We start from the raw sequence: 14,158 nt of genomic DNA, 5'->3' as shown, positions 1-14,158 counted from the left end.
TCGCGGCGGCGCTCGAGCGCTGGCCGCAGACCGGCGTGCCCGAAAAGCCGGAAGCCTGGCTGCTCGCGGTGGCGCGCCGACGAGGCGTCGACGCGGTGCGGCGGCGGCAGACCGGCGAGGCGGCGCGCGATCATCTCAAGCTGATCGCCGAGGAGGTGGAGGCCCGCATGACCGACGAAGAGCTGCCGGACGAACGGTTGCGGCTGATGTTTGCCTGCGCCCATCCGGCGATCGAGGCCAGCGTGCGCGCGCCGCTGATCCTGCAGACCATCCTTGGCTTCGACGCGGCGACCATCGCTTCGGCCTTCCTGGTCTCGCCGGCGACGATGGGCCAGCGCCTGGTGCGCGCCAAGACCCGCATCCGCGAGATCGGCATTCCGTTCCGGGTGCCGGAGCGGGCCGAGCTCGGCGAGCGGCTGGACGCGGTGCTGGAGGCGATCTACGCCGCCTTCGCCGAAGGCTGGACCGATCCTGCCGGCACCGAGACGCGGCGCCGCAACCTCGCCACCGAGGGCATCTGGCTCGGCCGGCTGGTGGCTTCGCTGATGCCGGACGAGCCGGAGGCGGTAGGGCTGTTGGCGCTGATGCTGTTCGCCGAAGCGCGGCGGGCGGCGCGGCGCAGCCCGGACGGAGACTTCGTGCCGCTTGCCGAGCAGGACACCGCGCTCTGGGACAACACGCTGATCGACGAGGCGGAAGACCTGCTCGAACGTGCCGCCGCCAAGGAGATCATCGGCCGCTACCAGCTGGAGGCGGCCGTGCAATCGGCCCACACGGCGCGGCGGCGCGGCGGCCGCACCGACTGGGCAGCGATCCGCCAGCTTTACGACGCGCTGCTGGCCCTCGCCGGCTCGCCTGTCGTGGCGATCAACCGCGCCGTGGCGATCGCCGAGGATGAGGGCGCGGCGGCCGGGTTGGCGGCGCTGTACGTGCTGGGTGACGACAAGCGGCTGGATGACTATCAGCCCTATTGGGCTGCCCGCGCCGGCCTGCTGGCGAGGCTCGGCACGACCGGATTGGCGGCCGAGGCTTACGACCGCGCGATCGGCCTCGAACGGGACCCGGCCGTCCGCCGCTTCCTGCAGGAAAAGCAGGCGAAGCTCACGATGCTCTAATCAAGCACGACCACGGCCTCCACCTCGAACAGCATGGGGTCGATCGCCAGCTTGGGAACGGGAACCAGCGTCTGCGCCGGCAGCGCCTTGCCGAACATGTCCTTGACGTTGCTGGTCAGCACCTCGAGCTTGGACATGTCGTGATCGACCACGAAGACCGTGAGCTTGGCGACCTGATCGGGTTTCGCGCCAATCCCCTCCAGCGCGGCGCGCAGGTTCGCATAGGCCTGTTTCACCTGGACGGCGAAGTCCGGCGACAAGGCGCCCGTGCCGTCCTGGCCGCCCTGCCCGGAAATGTAGGCGACCCGTGCTCCCCGGGGCATGATCACCGCCGTGCTGTAGCCATTCGGCGACGGGTCGTGGAGGTTCCGTGGATTGACGATGGCCAGCTTGCGATCGTCCTCGTTCGCTGTCGTCGCAGCGGGAACTCCGATGGTCATGATGATTAGCCCTCCGATGAGCAGGTGCTTGATTGAGCGTGGCATGAGTTTCTCTTGGCTCTGCGGGCTGCGAGCAACGCACCCACGATCGCAATTCGGTTCATCGCCGCACGCGACTCGTACGGCGTCCGAGTCATCGTATGGTACGATGTACGAGTCAACCGCGCGGCATCGACATTCCTGACGTTGCCTGCCAGAATCGCGGCTCCGATACGCGAGGAAGACGAATGGCAGCCAATCGCGGCGCCCGAAGCAAACGGTCTCAGCGGCCAGGTCAACCGCCCCGGCCCGCGGGCGAGCCGCCTCTGTCCCGGCAGCGTATCGTGGCCACCGCGGTGGAGTTGCTGGACGCGCAAGGGATCGACGGATTGACGATGCGTCGGCTGGCCGATCGCCTCGGCTCGGGCGTGATGAGCCTGTATTGGCACGTCGACAGCAAGGAGGATGTCTTCGATCTGGCGCTCGACGCGGTGCTTGAGTATCGCGGATCGCCGCAAGAACCTCAGTCCGAAGACTGGCGCGGCGAGATCGTTCACATACTCGAGGACTGGCGCGCCAGCATGCTCAGCCATTCCTGGTCGGCATCGCTGTTGCCGCGCCGGGCGCTTGGCCCGAACATCCTCAGTCGGCTGGAACTGCTGGGCAAGGCCTTGTCCAGGGCCGGCGTGGCGGACGCCGATATCAACGCCGCGATATGGTCGCTCTGGAACTATGTGATGGGCGCCACCATCACCCGGGCGAGCTTCGACCTGTCGGACGACGACAGGGCCGCCGCGCAGCAGCGCCTCACCCGTCTCAGCGAGCGCTACGCGACAATCGAACGCTCCCGGCTGCTGTTGGACGACGACTGGAACGGCGCTTTCCGCAAAGGCCTCGGTTTCCTGCTCGACGGCCTCGCGCCAGGATAAAGGTCCCGCTCACCACATCGCGTGGGCGGCATTCAGTTTGCGGATCAGGTCATGATCGCGCAGCCTGGCCCACAGGCGCTCGATATCGGGCCAGGCGGCGGCGACCTTGCCGATCTCGGGATGCCAGGCCACCAGCATGACCAGGTAGACGTCGGCCAGCGACAGCCGCTCGCCGACCAGCCAGTCGCGGCCGGCAAGGGCCTTGTCGAGGATGGCAAAGCCGCGATCCATCTCGGCCAGCGCGGCCTGCTTCACCGCCTCCACGCCGTCCGGCGCCGCGGTGTAGCGATGGGCATAATAGAAACGCAGCCCCGCCGGGTAGAGGACCGACGACATGAAGGCCATCCAGCGCAGGAAGTCGGCACGGGCGGGCGAGCCCGCCGCCGGCGCCAGTCCGGCTTCCGGATGGCGCTCGGCGAGCAGGATGCAGATCGCCGCCGACTCGGTGATCGAACGGCCGTCCGGCAAGGTCAGCACCGGCACCTGGTTCAACGGGCTGATGTCGAGGAAGGCCTGGTCGGGCGGGTCCTTCTTCGGCACGTCGACCTGGTCGAACGGCGCGCCCGCCAGGGCAAGGGCGGCCTCGACGACGAAGCCGCCGCTGCCGGGGCGCGTGTAAAGTCTGTACATGAATCCTCCCAATGGCCGCGCGGGCCGAGGGAGATTTGCACCGGAAGCCGCGCGGCGCTCAAGCGCCACGCTGACGCCACACGGGTTTTTTCAGCGGTCCAGCGTCCCGCGACGGTCCGTCAAGGCTGCTTAAGCCCCCAGCCCGTCGAACAGGATGGTCGACAGGTAGCGCTCGGCGAAGGACGGGATGACGACGACCATGGTCTTGCCCTTGTTCTCCGGCCGCGAGCCGACGACCATCGCCGCCTGGAGTGCTGCGCCCGACGAGATGCCGACCGGCACACCTTCAAGGCGGGCGACGAGCCGCGCATTGGCGACGGAATCCTCGTTGGAGACCCTGACGATCTCGTCATAGATCGTGGTGTCGAGGATCTTCGGCGCGAAGCCGGCGCCGATGCCCTGGATCTTGTGCGGGCCGGGCTGGCCGCCGGACAGCACCGGCGAAGCCTCCGGCTCGACGGCGACGACATGCAGCGAAGGCTTGCGCTTCTTCAGCACCTGGCCGACGCCGGTGATGGTGCCGCCGGTGCCGATGCCGGAGACGAAGATGTCGACCTCGCCCTGGGTGTCGTTCCAGATCTCCTCGGCCGTGGTGCGGCGGTGGATCTCCGGGTTGGCCGGATTCTCGAACTGCTGCGGAATGATGGCGTCCGGCAAGGTGGCGGCAAGCTCATCGGCCTTGGCGATGGCGCCCTTCATGCCCTTGGGACCTTCGGTCAGCACCAGCTCGGCGCCGAGCAGCGCCAGCATCTTGCGCCGCTCGACCGACATCGTCTCCGGCATGGTCAGGATCAGCTTGTAGCCCTTGGCGGCGGCGGCGAAGGCGAGCGCAATGCCGGTGTTGCCGGAGGTCGGCTCGATCAGCGTCGTCCTGCCGGGGGCGATCCTGCCGGAGGCTTCCAGCGCCTCGATCATGGCAACGCCGATACGGTCCTTGACCGAGGCGATCGGGTTGAAGAATTCGAGCTTGGCCAGGAGATTGGCGACGATGCCCTTCTCCTTGGCGAACTTGTCGAGCCGCACCAGGGGCGTGTCGCCGATCGTCTCGGTGATCGAATTAAAGACGCGGCCGCGGCCGGGCACGCGCGCGGAGGTGACGGGCTTGTTCATTGTTTCGCTCCCAGGTCAGGCAGGCAATTGCATCAAGCGACAGAATAGGGCTTTCAGCCGCGCAAGATAGGCTGCCGGCCGAAAATATCCGAGTGGGGCGCGTGCTGAAAACGCTGCCGCCCCGGAAAAGCATTTTCCGGATCGGCCCGTTTCCGGAATGCTTTCCCCGAAATGGAGACCGGTTGAGATTGCAGCCTATTGACGGGCGGCGATGGCGGCCGCCGCGCCAACCATGAAACCGGCGGCGGTGCGGTTCAGCGCCTTCAGCGCGCGCGGCGACTTGAGGAACCAGCGCGCCTTGGCGGCCAGCGCCAGATAGGGCACCAGCACCACCAGCAGGACGAGGACGGTGAGCGTGACCAGGATGCCGTAGTCGGCGAGCGTCACCGCCTTCAGGTCGACGATGGTCGGCGTGATGGCGATATAGAAGATCATCGTCTTTGGATTGCCGAGCGTCACCGTCAGGCCGGCCAGGAAGGAGGCGGCGAGCCCGCCCTTGCCCTTGCGCGCCTCGACAGTCTCCGGCGTGATGCCGCTGGTCCAGAAGCGCCAGCCGAGGAAAGCGAGATAGGTGACACCCGCCCATTTGATGGCAAGAAAAACCATGCCGAAGGTCTGCGCGACGAAGGCGAGGCCGAGCATGACGGCGGTGAGGTAGGTGAGGTCGCCGAGGATCAGGCCGAACGACATCGCCAGCGACGAGCGGAAGCCGGAACCCAGCGCCCGCGCCACAAGCGCGGTGACGCCGGGACCCGGAATGGCGGCGGCGATGCCGAGAGCTGCACTGTAGGCGAGGAATCCGGTGAGCGTCATGGATAAGGTTCCAGATCGGAGGGTCTTATCGCATGGAACAGGCGGGGGTTGAATTCCCTCACGGTCGGAATCCATTGCACCAGACCATCGTGGTCTTCGCCTTACAAGGCTAACTGACGGCCCGAGGCTTGATTGCCACGTGGTTCCCCCAATCCGTCGCGGCTCCGCCGCGCCACCTTTCCCCCCTCCGGAGGGAAAGGAAGGGGGCCTTACTTGGCGAGCGTTGACTGCAAAAAAGCTTGGCGCCTTTCCTCTCCCCCGTCGATCGGGGGAGAGGTGGTTCGGCGAAGCCGAGACGGAGTGGGGGTCGACCAGCGTAAGGCTTCTCAGGACCGGCCGTCGCCATAGGTAACGCGCCAGATGGTGCCGTTGCCGTCCTCGGTGAGGATCAGCGCGCCGTCCTTGGCGACGGTGACGCCGACCGGCCGGCCCCAGACGTCGTCGTCGGAGATGACGAAGCCGGTGGCGAAATCCTCATACTCGCCGGTCGGCTTGCCGTCCTTGAATTTCAACCGCACCACCTTGTATCCGGTGCGCACGCCGCGGTTCCAGGAGCCGTGCAAAGCGACGAAGGCATCGCCCCTGTAGTCGGCCGGGAAGCTGCCGCCCTCATAGAAGGCGATGTTGAGCGGCGCCGAATGCGCCTGCAGCAGCACGTCGGGAACGGTGACCTTGCCGGCAAGATCGGCGCGCGCGCCCGCGTGTCGCGGGTCCTCGTTGGCGCCGATATAGTACCAGGGCCAGCCGTAGAAGCCGCCCTGCCTGACCGTCGTCGCGTATTCGAACGGCACGTTGTCGCCGAGTTCGTCGCGCTCGTTGACGACGCACCAGAGCGCGCCCGTCTGCGGCTGCACGGTCATGCCGGAGCAGTTGCGCAAGCCGGTGGCGAAGCTGCGCCGGTTGCTGCCGTCCGGATCGAAGGCCAGCACGTCGGCGCGGCCTTCCTCCGGGCCCCAGGTGGCGCCGAGCGGCGCCGACGTCGCCCATTGCTCGAGCCCGCCTTCAGGCTCGGCGGCCATGTCCTCGGCGACGTTGGAGCCCGATCCGACCGACAGATAGAGCGTCTTGCCATCAGGCGAAAAGGCGATGTCGCGCGTCCAGTGATGGTTCGCGGGGATTTCCGGGACGATGGTTTCCGGCATGCCTTCGGCCTTGAGGTCGCCGTCGCGATAGGCGAAGCGCACGACGCTGTTGCTGTTGGCGACATAGACCCATTGCGGTTTGTCGCCCGGCGGATAGAAGGCGATGCCGTAGGGCCGGGTCAGGCCGGTGGCAAAGATCGCCTCCTGCGCCGGCCTGGCGCTGCCTTCGGCGAGGCGATAGACGCGGATCTGGCTGGCCTTGCTGTCGGCGACGAACAGGTCGCCGTTGGGCGCCGCGCGCACGACCCGCGGATTGTCGATGCCCGACGCGACGAGTTCGATGGAAAAGCCTGATGGCACGAGCGGCCTGGCGCCTTCCGGCCGATCCGCCACGCCGGCGCCGTTCGACACGGAGCGGCTGACATAGGGCTTTTGCAGATCATCCGGCCTGATCAGCCGGCGCACGCCAGGCCTGTCGGCCTTCCAGTCGCCGAAGGCCTTCTTGCCGGTCAGCACCGGCTCGCCGGCCTGCTGGGCAGAGGCCGTCGTTGCAAGCAGCAAGGCGGCAGCCGCAAGGCCGGCAAATCGGATCATCCTGGCCTCCAGGGGTTTCGGCGCCGCACGCGGCGCCGTCGCGAATAGTGAACGGGCGGATGCGGCGGTCGTTCCGCCTGGGACATCAGGCACACGCCGATTTGAGGGATGGTTTCAGCTGCCTTCGGCGTAGAAATCATCGTCCAGGCGCTTTTCCAGCTCGACCAGATCGGCCGGCAGCGGCAGGCCCATGGCGCGCAATTCCTGCAGCTTCTCGCGCAGCTGCTCCTGAATCTCGTGCTGGTCCTCGGGCTGGTTGACCATTTCCTCGAGCAGCAGGCTGATCTGGGCCTTGAGCGATTCCAGCGCCATTCTTTTGCTCCCTTGCTGCTTGTGCCTTCCACGGTGTGTTGAGATCCAGGTCAGGCCGGTCTCACCCGGATCACACCTTACCGCAACATGCGCGAAATCAGCTGCGCGGTATAGTCGACCATCGGCACGATGCGGGCGTAGTTCAGCCGCGTCGGGCCGATGACGCCGAGCGCGCCGACGACGCGGGCATCCTTGTCGCGATAGGGCGCCACCACCAGCGACGAGCCCGACAGCGAAAACAGCTTGTTTTCCGAGCCGATGAAGATGCGCACGCCCGGCCCTTCCTCGGCGAGATCGAGCAGCTGGATCAAGCCGTCCTGCGTCTCCAGATCCTCGAACAGATGCCGCAGCAACTCGATGTCGGCCTGGGCGGTGACGTTTTCGAGCAGATTGGCGCGGCCGCGCACGATGAGGCGCGCCGGCAGGCCGCTTTCCGCGCCGGCCCAGACGGCGAGGCCCTTTTCGACCAGATCCTGCGACAGCGTGTCGAGGGCCGCCCTGGTCTCGTCCTTGATGCGGGCGATCTCGACGCGCGCCTCGGCCAGCGTGCGGCCGCGGATGTGGGCGTTGAGGAAGTTGGACGCCTCGTGCAGCTGCGAGACGGTGGTGCCGGCGGGCAGGTCGACGACGCGGTTCTCGACATCGCCGTTCTGCGACACCAGCACGGCCAGCGCCTTGGTCGGCTCGAGCTGGATGAATTCGATGTGCTTCAGCGCCACCTCGTTCTTGGCGGCGAGCACCAGGCCGGCGCCGCGCGACATGCCCGACAGCATCTGGCTGGCCTCGGTCAGCATGTGCTCCAGCGACGCGCCGGAGCCGGAGGCGCGCACCTGCGCCTCGATGATGCGGCGCTCGTCGTCGGAGAGGTCGCCGAGCTCCATGAAGGCGTCGACGAAGAAGCGCAGGCCGGTCTGCGTCGGCAGGCGGCCGGCCGAGATGTGCGGCGCGTAGATCAGGCCGAGATGCTCGAGGTCGCTCATCACGTTGCGGATGGTGGCGGGCGACAACGAGGAGGGCAGGATGCGCGACAGGCTGCGCGAACCGACGGGCTCGCCATCCCTGAGATAGGATTCAACGATGCGCCTGAAGATGTCGCGCGAGCGCATATCGAGCGATTGAAGCACGGGCGACTGCGATGCCGGATCGACTGCCTTGGTCATTCGAGCCAAAAACCTCCGGTTCAAATATAGACTTAGCCGGTGCCCGCGCAACCCGGTCCATTTTCCTTTGCGCCATGCGCCGCATGCGTCTACAAGCCGGCCACGAATCCTTAAGAACCAGAGACAAGAGGCCTCGATGCGCCCCTCCAAACGCCAATCCGACGAAATGCGCGCCATCTCCTTCGAGCGCGGCGTCTCCAAGCACGCCGAAGGCTCGTGCCTGGTGAAATTCGGCGACACGCATGTTCTGTGCACGGCCAGCCTGGAGGAAAAGGTGCCGGCCTGGATGCGCAATTCCGGCAAGGGCTGGGTGACGGCCGAATACGGCATGCTGCCGCGCTCGACCGGCGAGCGCATGCGCCGCGAGGCCTCCGCCGGCAAGCAGGGCGGCCGCACGCTGGAGATCCAGCGGCTGATTGGCCGTTCCTTGCGCGCCGTGGTCGACCTGCAGGCGCTGGGCGAACAGCAGATCACCGTCGACTGCGACGTGATCCAGGCCGATGGCGGCACCCGCACCGCCTCGATCACCGGCGGCTGGGTGGCGCTCCATGACTGCCTGCGCTGGATGGAAGCCCGCCAGATGGCCAGCGTTTCCAAGGTGCTGAAGGACCACGTCGCGGCGATCTCCTGCGGCATCCATGACGGCCAGCCGGTCATCGATCTCGACTATCTCGAGGATTCCTCGGCCGGCACGGACGCCAATTTCGTCATGACCGGCAAGGGCGGCATCGTCGAGATCCAGGGTACTGCCGAGGGCGAGCCGTTCTCGGAGGACCAGTTCGCGGCGCTGATGAACCTGGCCAAGAAGGGAATTTCGCGCCTGGTGAGTTTGCAGCAGATGGCGGTGGCGTAGGTTTTCGAATGCCGAGCCTGGGCCCCCCTCTCTGGCCTGCCGGCCATCTCCCCCTCAAGGGGGGAGATTGGAAGCTTCCACGCCGGCCCCCATCTGGCTACGCCGGTGATTGGCTGAGGCAATCGATACAGCCAATCTCCCCCCTTGAGGGGGAGATGCCCGGCAGGGCAGAGAGGGGGGCTTCGTGATACCCTCCGCGATCCTTGAATCGGCGCTCTACGTCACAGACTTGCATGGCGCCGAAGCCTTCTATTCCGACATCCTCGGCCTCGAACTGATCGCCAGGGTCGAAGGCCGCCATGTCTTCTTCCGCTGCGGGACCGGCGTGCTGCTGCTGTTCAACGCCGAGGCGACCAAAATCCCGCCGGCGCCGGACGCCAGGCTGAAGGTGCCGGCGCATGGCACGGTGGGCGAGGGCCATCTCTGCTTTGCCGCCAGCGCCGACGAGATCGCCGGCTGGCGCGAGCACCTCGCGGCACGGAACATCGCCATCGAAAGCGACTTCGAATGGCCGCAAGGCGGGCGCTCGATCTACTTTCGCGACCCCTCGGGCAATTCGATCGAATTCGCCGAGCCAAGGATCTGGGGCCTGTGATGCATTCTTTGAACGGACACAAGATCGTCGTCGCCAGCCACAATGAGGGCAAGCTGCGCGAGTTCGCCGACCTGATGGCGCCGTTCGGCTTCGAGGCGAAATCGGCCAAGGAATACGGCCTGCCCGAGCCGGACGAGACCGGCACGACGTTCGAGGAGAACGCCTACATCAAGGCATATGCCGCGGCCAAGGCCACCGGCCTGCCGGCACTGTCCGACGATTCCGGCCTCTGCGTCGACGCGCTCGACGGCGCGCCCGGCGTCTACACCGCCAACTGGGCCGAGACGCCCGACGGCAGCCGCGACTTCGGCATGGCCATGCAGCGCACGGAAGTGGCGCTGCAGGAGGTCGGCGCGGCCGAAGCTGCGCAGCGCACGGGCCGTTTCGTCGCGGTCATCTGTCTGGCGTTTCCCGACGGCGAGGCCGAATATTATCGCGGTGAGGCTGAAGGCACGCTGGTGTGGCCGCCGCGCGGCACGCTCGGCTTCGGCTACGATCCGGTGTTCCTGCCCAATGGGTTCGAAAAGACCTTCGGCGAGATGAGCGCCGAGCAAAAACACGGCTGGAAGCCGGGCCAGCCGACGGCGCTGTCGCACCGCGCCCGCGCCTTCCAGAAATTCGCGCGCGCCAGGTTGGGATCGGCCTGAGATGCTGCTCGACCGCAGCCCCGGCTTCGGCGTCTACATCCACTGGCCGTTCTGCGCGGCCAAGTGCCCCTATTGCGACTTCAACAGCCATGTCCGCCATCAGCCGGTCGACCAGGAGCGTTTTGCGCGCGCGTTCGCGACGGAGCTGGCGACCATGCGCGCCCGCACCGGACCGCGCGAGGTGACCAGCATCTTCCTCGGCGGCGGCACGCCGTCGCTGATGAAGCCGGAGACGGTGGCCTCCGTGCTGGATGCGGTGGCGAGGAACTGGACGGTGCCTGATGGCATCGAGGTGACGCTGGAGGCCAACCCGTCCTCGGTCGAGGCCGAGCGCTTCCGCGGCTATCGCGCCGCCGGCGTCAACCGCGTGTCGCTCGGCGTACAGGCGCTGAACGACAAGGACCTGCGCTTCCTCGGCCGGCTGCACAATGTCGAGGAGGCGCTGCATGCCATCGGGCTCGCGCGCGAGATCTTTCCGCGCCTCTCCTTCGACCTGATCTATGCGCGGCCCGACCAGACGCCGGAGGCTTGGCGAGCCGAGCTCGAGCAGGCCATCGGCCATGCCGCCGACCATCTGTCGCTCTACCAGCTCACCATCGAGGAAGGCACGCCGTTCCACGCGCTGCACGCGGCGAAGAAGTTCACCATTCCCGACAACGACCATGCCGCCGATCTCTACGCGCTGACGCAAGAGGTGACCGCCGCGCATGGGCTGCCGGCCTACGAGATTTCCAACCACGCCAGGCCTGGCGCGGAAAGCCGGCACAATTTGACCTACTGGCGCTACGGCGAATATGTCGGCGTCGGCCCCGGCGCGCATGGCCGTTTCGTCGAGAACGGGCGCCGCACGGTCACCATCGCCGAGAGGATGCCGGAAACCTGGGCAAATCTGGTCGAGGCCAAGGGCCATGGCGTCACCGGCGGCGAGATTTTGACGCGTTCCGAGGAAGCCGACGAGTTCCTGTTGATGGGGCTGCGGCTGGCCGAAGGCATCGATCTTGCGCGCTACGAGGCGTTTTCCGGACGCGGCCTGTCAAGCGCGCGACTGGCGGTGCTGCAGGAAGAGGGGCTTGTCGCGCCGGTCGGCAATTCCCGGCTGCGCGCCACGACGGCCGGCATGATCGTGCTCGATGCCGTGGTGGCGGACCTGGCGCGCTGAGCATGATCCCGAAAAGTGGAAGCCGGTTTTCGGACAAGATCATGCTTGAGTAAAAGCCCTTGAAGAACATCCTCTTCGTATGCAGCCAGAACCGCTTGCGCAGCCCGACGGCCGAGCAGGTGTTTTCCAAACGAAGGGATATCGAGGTCGCCTCGGCCGGCACCAATCACGATGCCGACAATCCGCTGACGCATGAGCTGGTCGCCTGGGCCGACATCATCTTCGTGATGGAAAAGGCGCACCGCGCCAAGCTGCAGAAGAAATTCAAGGCGAGCCTGAAGCGGGCAAGGGTCATCTGCCTCGACATTCCGGACAATTACGAGTTCATGGACCCGGAGCTGGTGCGGCTGCTCGAGGCTAAGGTGCCGCGATATCTGTAAAGAAGCGGTGTGCCAGCGCTGATGGCGCAGCCAATCTCCAAGCCCTGCCGATTGCGCTTCTGGTGGTGCGCGTTTCGCGGTATCCGGTTAACGCAATTGCGGACAGAAAACCGACAAGGCCACCCGAAATGAACCTGACCGCTTCTTCCTGGCAATTCTGGGCGCTGCTGTCGGCGGCTTTCGCGGCGCTGACGGCGATTTTCGCCAAGGTCGGCATCGAGACCATCAATTCCGATTTTGCCACCTTGATCCGCACCGCCATCATCCTGGTCGTGCTCGCGGCCATTCTCGCCGCCAGCGGCCAGTTCCAGCCGTTGGCATCGATCTCCGGAAAAACGTGGCTGTTCCTCGGTCTTTCCGGATTGGCTACCGGCGCCTCGTGGCTCTGCTATTTCCGCGCGCTGAAAATCGGCAACGCGGCGCAGGTGGCGCCGATCGACAAACTAAGCGTCGTGCTTGTGGCGGTGTTTGGCGCGGTCTTTCTCGGCGAGCGCCTCTCCGGAGCGAACTGGCTTGGCGTCGGCCTTATCGCGGCGGGGGCGGTGCTGGTCGCCTATCGGGGCTAGCGGCACGCCTTCGCGGCTGTTCCTGGTTTCGAGACGGGTGATGAAAATATCGAAGCGATTGGGCATCGTCCGGTCAGTGCTCCGTCGTGCTATCGGTTGCGGCCTTGAGCCTGGTCTTCGGCCGGCGGCGCAAACGCCGCTTGCCGGCCTCGGTTTTACCGGCGGCGTCATCGGCGCTGGCCGGCAGGCACTTGTTCCTTCGCATGGCGGAACGCTTGCGGCCCGCATAATAGGGCTCGAAAACGTCCTGAATCTTCAGGCTATCCATCCTGTGCCTCCCCGAGACTCACACATGCGAGACTCACGGATAAAATTCGCCGGTGACGGTTTCGTTCCGCACTATGGCAAAGGCATGGCGGGCGACATTACTTCGTCGTCACGTTTTGCAACCGGGCATCAGCCGTGCCAAACAGGCTGCATGGAGGACCAAGGGTGACCGGCGACAAACGCAGCTATGTGATCGGGCAGACCGAGATCGCGGCGCGGCCGCTCGCGCCGGCGCTCTATCTGGTGGCGACGCCGATCGGCAACCTCGCCGACATCACGCTGCGCGCGCTGGAGACGCTGGCCGCCGCCGACATCGTCGCCTGCGAGGACACGCGCGTGTCGCGCGTGCTGCTGGAGCGCTACGGCATCCGCCGCCGCACCACCGCCTATCACGATCACAATGCACCCGAGGCCGGACCGAAGCTGATCGCGGCGCTCGAGGCCGGGCAGAGCGTGGCGCTGATCTCGGACGCCGGGACGCCGCTGGTCTCCGATCCCGGCTACCGGCTGGTCGGCGAGGCGCTCGACCGTGGCATCCGCGTCGTGCCGATCCCCGGCCCGTCGGCGGCGCTGGCGGCGCTGACCGCGTCCGGCCTGCCTTCCGACGCCTTTCTTTTCGCCGGGTTCCTGCCGGTGAAGACCGGCCAGCGGTTGACGAAACTTGAGAGCTTCAGGCAGGTGCCGGCGACGCTGATCTTCTTCGAGTCGCCCAGGCGGCTGGCCGAGACGCTTGCGGCGATGGCCGAGGCGCTGGGCGGCACACGCCGGGCGGCGATCGGCCGCGAGCTGACCAAGGCCTTCGAGGAGACGCGGACCGGCACGCTGCGGGCTCTTGCCGAGCACTATGCGGCGGCCGACACGCCCAAGGGCGAGATCGTCATCTGCGTCGGTCCCGCCGAGGCCAAGGCCGACGAACCTGAAGACATCGACCGGCTGCTGTTGTCGCTCGCCGCCGAAATGCCGGCCTCCAAGGCGGCAGCGGAAGCGGCGAAGATGACCGGCGGCCAGAAGCAGGCGCTCTACCGGCGGCTGCTCGAGCTCAGGGACACCTCGGCAGAGGGCAGCGGTGGCTGAGCGCCCGGCCGCCAGCCGCCTGAAAGCCTATCGGCGCGGCCATCGCGGTGAATGGCTGGCGGCGCTGGCGCTGATGCTGAAAGGCTACCGGATCCTGGCGCGGCGCCACCGCACAAGGTTCGGCGAGATCGACCTGATCGCCAGGCGCGGCGACCTGGTGCTGTTCGTCGAGGTCAAGGCGCGGCGCACGCTGATGGAAGCGATGGAGGCGATCGCCTACGAATCGGAGCGCCGCATCGAGAGCGCCGCCGACCTCTGGCTGTCGCGCCAGCCCGACTATGGCAGACTGTCGGCGCGCTTCGACATGGTGGCCGTGCTGCCCTGGCGCTGGCCGGTGCATGTCGAGAACGCGTTTTATGGAAGGAATTGAAGGCCTTACCCTCCCCCTTGTGGGGAGGGTCGGCGAGCAAGCGACGCGCAGCGTCGTTGGCGAACCGGGGCGGGGGTTGGCGC

General features: G+C 66.7%; 18 protein-coding genes. 10 read left to right on the top strand and 8 right to left on the bottom strand.

The genetic code is table 11. The annotated features are described in order from the left end of the window. The coding region (locus EN738_RS17995) for an RNA polymerase sigma factor (RefSeq protein ID WP_145966871.1) at positions 1 to 1,115 on the top strand (1,115 nt) is incomplete at its 5' end. Here the strand turns inward: EN738_RS17995 and EN738_RS17990 are convergent. After that, a complete protein-coding gene (locus EN738_RS17990; RefSeq protein ID WP_127284862.1) occupies positions 1,112 to 1,600 on the bottom strand; it encodes a RidA family protein in 489 nt (162 codons plus the stop codon). The two genes, EN738_RS17995 and EN738_RS17990, sit on opposite strands and share 4 nt — an antisense overlap. A 182-nt stretch (positions 1,601 to 1,782) precedes the next feature. Here EN738_RS17990 and EN738_RS17985 point away from each other — a divergent pair, with 182 nt between their 5' ends. Continuing rightward, on the top strand, positions 1,783 to 2,463 hold the full coding sequence (locus EN738_RS17985) for a TetR/AcrR family transcriptional regulator C-terminal domain-containing protein (protein WP_127284861.1): 681 nt from the start codon (positions 1,783 to 1,785) through the stop codon (positions 2,461 to 2,463). A 9-nt stretch (positions 2,464 to 2,472) separates the two neighbouring features. On the opposite strand, the gene EN738_RS17980 is transcribed toward EN738_RS17985, so the two are convergent. The 6 genes from EN738_RS17980 to hrcA form a co-directional block, all read right to left on the bottom strand. Next, positions 2,473 to 3,093, bottom strand: a complete 621-nt coding sequence (locus EN738_RS17980; protein WP_127284860.1) for a glutathione S-transferase family protein — start codon at positions 3,091 to 3,093, stop codon at positions 2,473 to 2,475. A gap of 129 nt (positions 3,094 to 3,222) precedes the next feature. Then, positions 3,223 to 4,203, bottom strand: coding sequence for a cysteine synthase A (cysK, locus tag EN738_RS17975; RefSeq protein ID WP_127284859.1), 981 nt, complete (start codon positions 4,201 to 4,203; stop codon positions 3,223 to 3,225). A 195-nt stretch (positions 4,204 to 4,398) separates the two neighbouring features. Further along, on the bottom strand, positions 4,399 to 5,016 hold the full coding sequence (locus tag EN738_RS17970; RefSeq protein ID WP_127284858.1) for a LysE family translocator: 618 nt from the start codon (positions 5,014 to 5,016) through the stop codon (positions 4,399 to 4,401). A 326-nt stretch (positions 5,017 to 5,342) separates the two neighbouring features. Continuing rightward, on the bottom strand, positions 5,343 to 6,692 hold the full coding sequence (locus EN738_RS17965; RefSeq protein WP_127284857.1) for a sorbosone dehydrogenase family protein: 1,350 nt from the start codon (positions 6,690 to 6,692) through the stop codon (positions 5,343 to 5,345). Between the two features lie 114 nt (positions 6,693 to 6,806). Further along, a complete protein-coding gene (locus EN738_RS17960) occupies positions 6,807 to 7,004 on the bottom strand; it encodes a hypothetical protein (RefSeq protein ID WP_127284856.1) in 198 nt (65 codons plus the stop codon). A gap of 77 nt (positions 7,005 to 7,081) precedes the next feature. Then, positions 7,082 to 8,164, bottom strand: a complete 1,083-nt coding sequence (gene hrcA, locus EN738_RS17955) for a heat-inducible transcriptional repressor HrcA (RefSeq protein WP_127284855.1) — start codon at positions 8,162 to 8,164, stop codon at positions 7,082 to 7,084. A 136-nt stretch (positions 8,165 to 8,300) separates the two neighbouring features. On the opposite strand from hrcA, the gene rph reads away from it, so the two are divergent. From rph to EN738_RS17920, 6 genes are all read left to right on the top strand, one after another. Next, positions 8,301 to 9,017 carry a ribonuclease PH gene (rph, locus tag EN738_RS17950; protein WP_127284854.1) on the top strand — a complete coding sequence of 239 codons (717 nt, stop codon included), beginning with the start codon at positions 8,301 to 8,303 and terminating at the stop codon, positions 9,015 to 9,017. Positions 9,018 to 9,201: 184 nt separating this feature from the next. Next, positions 9,202 to 9,612 carry a VOC family protein gene (locus EN738_RS17940; RefSeq protein ID WP_127284853.1) on the top strand — a complete coding sequence of 137 codons (411 nt, stop codon included), beginning with the start codon at positions 9,202 to 9,204 and terminating at the stop codon, positions 9,610 to 9,612. After that, positions 9,612 to 10,259 (top strand): RdgB/HAM1 family non-canonical purine NTP pyrophosphatase, encoded by a 648-nt coding sequence (rdgB, locus tag EN738_RS17935; RefSeq protein WP_127284852.1) that lies wholly within the window; start codon positions 9,612 to 9,614, stop codon positions 10,257 to 10,259. Before EN738_RS17940 ends, rdgB begins: the two co-directional genes overlap by 1 nt. A 1-nt stretch (position 10,260) precedes the next feature. After that, positions 10,261 to 11,418 (top strand): radical SAM family heme chaperone HemW, encoded by a 1,158-nt coding sequence (hemW, locus tag EN738_RS17930; protein ID WP_127284851.1) that lies wholly within the window; start codon positions 10,261 to 10,263, stop codon positions 11,416 to 11,418. Positions 11,419 to 11,477: 59 nt separating this feature from the next. After that, the gene (locus tag EN738_RS17925) at positions 11,478 to 11,798 is read left to right on the top strand and encodes a low molecular weight protein tyrosine phosphatase family protein (protein WP_127284850.1); all 321 of its coding nucleotides are present in this window, start codon (positions 11,478 to 11,480) and stop codon (positions 11,796 to 11,798) included. A gap of 128 nt (positions 11,799 to 11,926) precedes the next feature. Further along, entirely contained in the window at positions 11,927 to 12,364 is a 438-nt protein-coding gene (locus EN738_RS17920; RefSeq protein WP_127284849.1) for an EamA family transporter, read from the top strand. A 73-nt stretch (positions 12,365 to 12,437) separates the two neighbouring features. On the opposite strand, the gene EN738_RS17915 is transcribed toward EN738_RS17920, so the two are convergent. After that, positions 12,438 to 12,632, bottom strand: coding sequence for a hypothetical protein (locus EN738_RS17915; RefSeq protein ID WP_127284848.1), 195 nt, complete (start codon positions 12,630 to 12,632; stop codon positions 12,438 to 12,440). A gap of 164 nt (positions 12,633 to 12,796) precedes the next feature. Here EN738_RS17915 and rsmI point away from each other — a divergent pair, with 164 nt between their 5' ends. Continuing rightward, complete coding sequence (gene rsmI / locus EN738_RS17910; RefSeq protein WP_127284847.1) at positions 12,797 to 13,705, top strand: 16S rRNA (cytidine(1402)-2'-O)-methyltransferase; 909 nt, start codon at positions 12,797 to 12,799, stop codon at positions 13,703 to 13,705. After that, complete coding sequence (locus EN738_RS17905; protein ID WP_127284846.1) at positions 13,698 to 14,075, top strand: YraN family protein; 378 nt, start codon at positions 13,698 to 13,700, stop codon at positions 14,073 to 14,075. Before rsmI ends, EN738_RS17905 begins: the two co-directional genes overlap by 8 nt. Positions 14,076 to 14,158 lie beyond the last annotated feature (83 nt).

Source organism: Mesorhizobium sp. M4B.F.Ca.ET.017.02.2.1 (assembly GCF_003998955.1).
Lineage (GTDB): Bacteria > Pseudomonadota > Alphaproteobacteria > Rhizobiales > Rhizobiaceae > Mesorhizobium > Mesorhizobium abyssinicae.
Note: the sequence above shows the minus strand (reverse complement) of the source record. Positions and strands in the feature narration are given on the sequence as shown.

Excerpts from the sequence above, each read along its gene's own strand:
- EN738_RS17990 (WP_127284862.1), bottom strand. The coding sequence starts at position 1,600 with ATGCCACGCTCAATCAAGCACCTGCTCATCGGAGGGCTAATCATCATG.
- EN738_RS17985 (WP_127284861.1), top strand. The coding sequence starts at position 1,783 with ATGGCAGCCAATCGCGGCGCCCGAAGCAAACGGTCTCAGCGGCCAGGT.
- EN738_RS17980 (WP_127284860.1), bottom strand. The coding sequence starts at position 3,093 with ATGTACAGACTTTACACGCGCCCCGGCAGCGGCGGCTTCGTCGTCGAG.
- cysK (WP_127284859.1), bottom strand. The coding sequence starts at position 4,203 with ATGAACAAGCCCGTCACCTCCGCGCGCGTGCCCGGCCGCGGCCGCGTC.
- EN738_RS17970 (WP_127284858.1), bottom strand. The coding sequence starts at position 5,016 with ATGACGCTCACCGGATTCCTCGCCTACAGTGCAGCTCTCGGCATCGCC.
- EN738_RS17965 (WP_127284857.1), bottom strand. The coding sequence starts at position 6,692 with ATGATCCGATTTGCCGGCCTTGCGGCTGCCGCCTTGCTGCTTGCAACG.
- EN738_RS17960 (WP_127284856.1), bottom strand. The coding sequence starts at position 7,004 with ATGGCGCTGGAATCGCTCAAGGCCCAGATCAGCCTGCTGCTCGAGGAA.
- hrcA (WP_127284855.1), bottom strand. The coding sequence starts at position 8,164 with ATGACCAAGGCAGTCGATCCGGCATCGCAGTCGCCCGTGCTTCAATCG.
- rph (WP_127284854.1), top strand. The coding sequence starts at position 8,301 with ATGCGCCCCTCCAAACGCCAATCCGACGAAATGCGCGCCATCTCCTTC.
- rdgB (WP_127284852.1), top strand. The coding sequence starts at position 9,612 with ATGCATTCTTTGAACGGACACAAGATCGTCGTCGCCAGCCACAATGAG.
- hemW (WP_127284851.1), top strand. The coding sequence starts at position 10,261 with ATGCTGCTCGACCGCAGCCCCGGCTTCGGCGTCTACATCCACTGGCCG.
- EN738_RS17920 (WP_127284849.1), top strand. The coding sequence starts at position 11,927 with ATGAACCTGACCGCTTCTTCCTGGCAATTCTGGGCGCTGCTGTCGGCG.
- EN738_RS17915 (WP_127284848.1), bottom strand. The coding sequence starts at position 12,632 with ATGGATAGCCTGAAGATTCAGGACGTTTTCGAGCCCTATTATGCGGGC.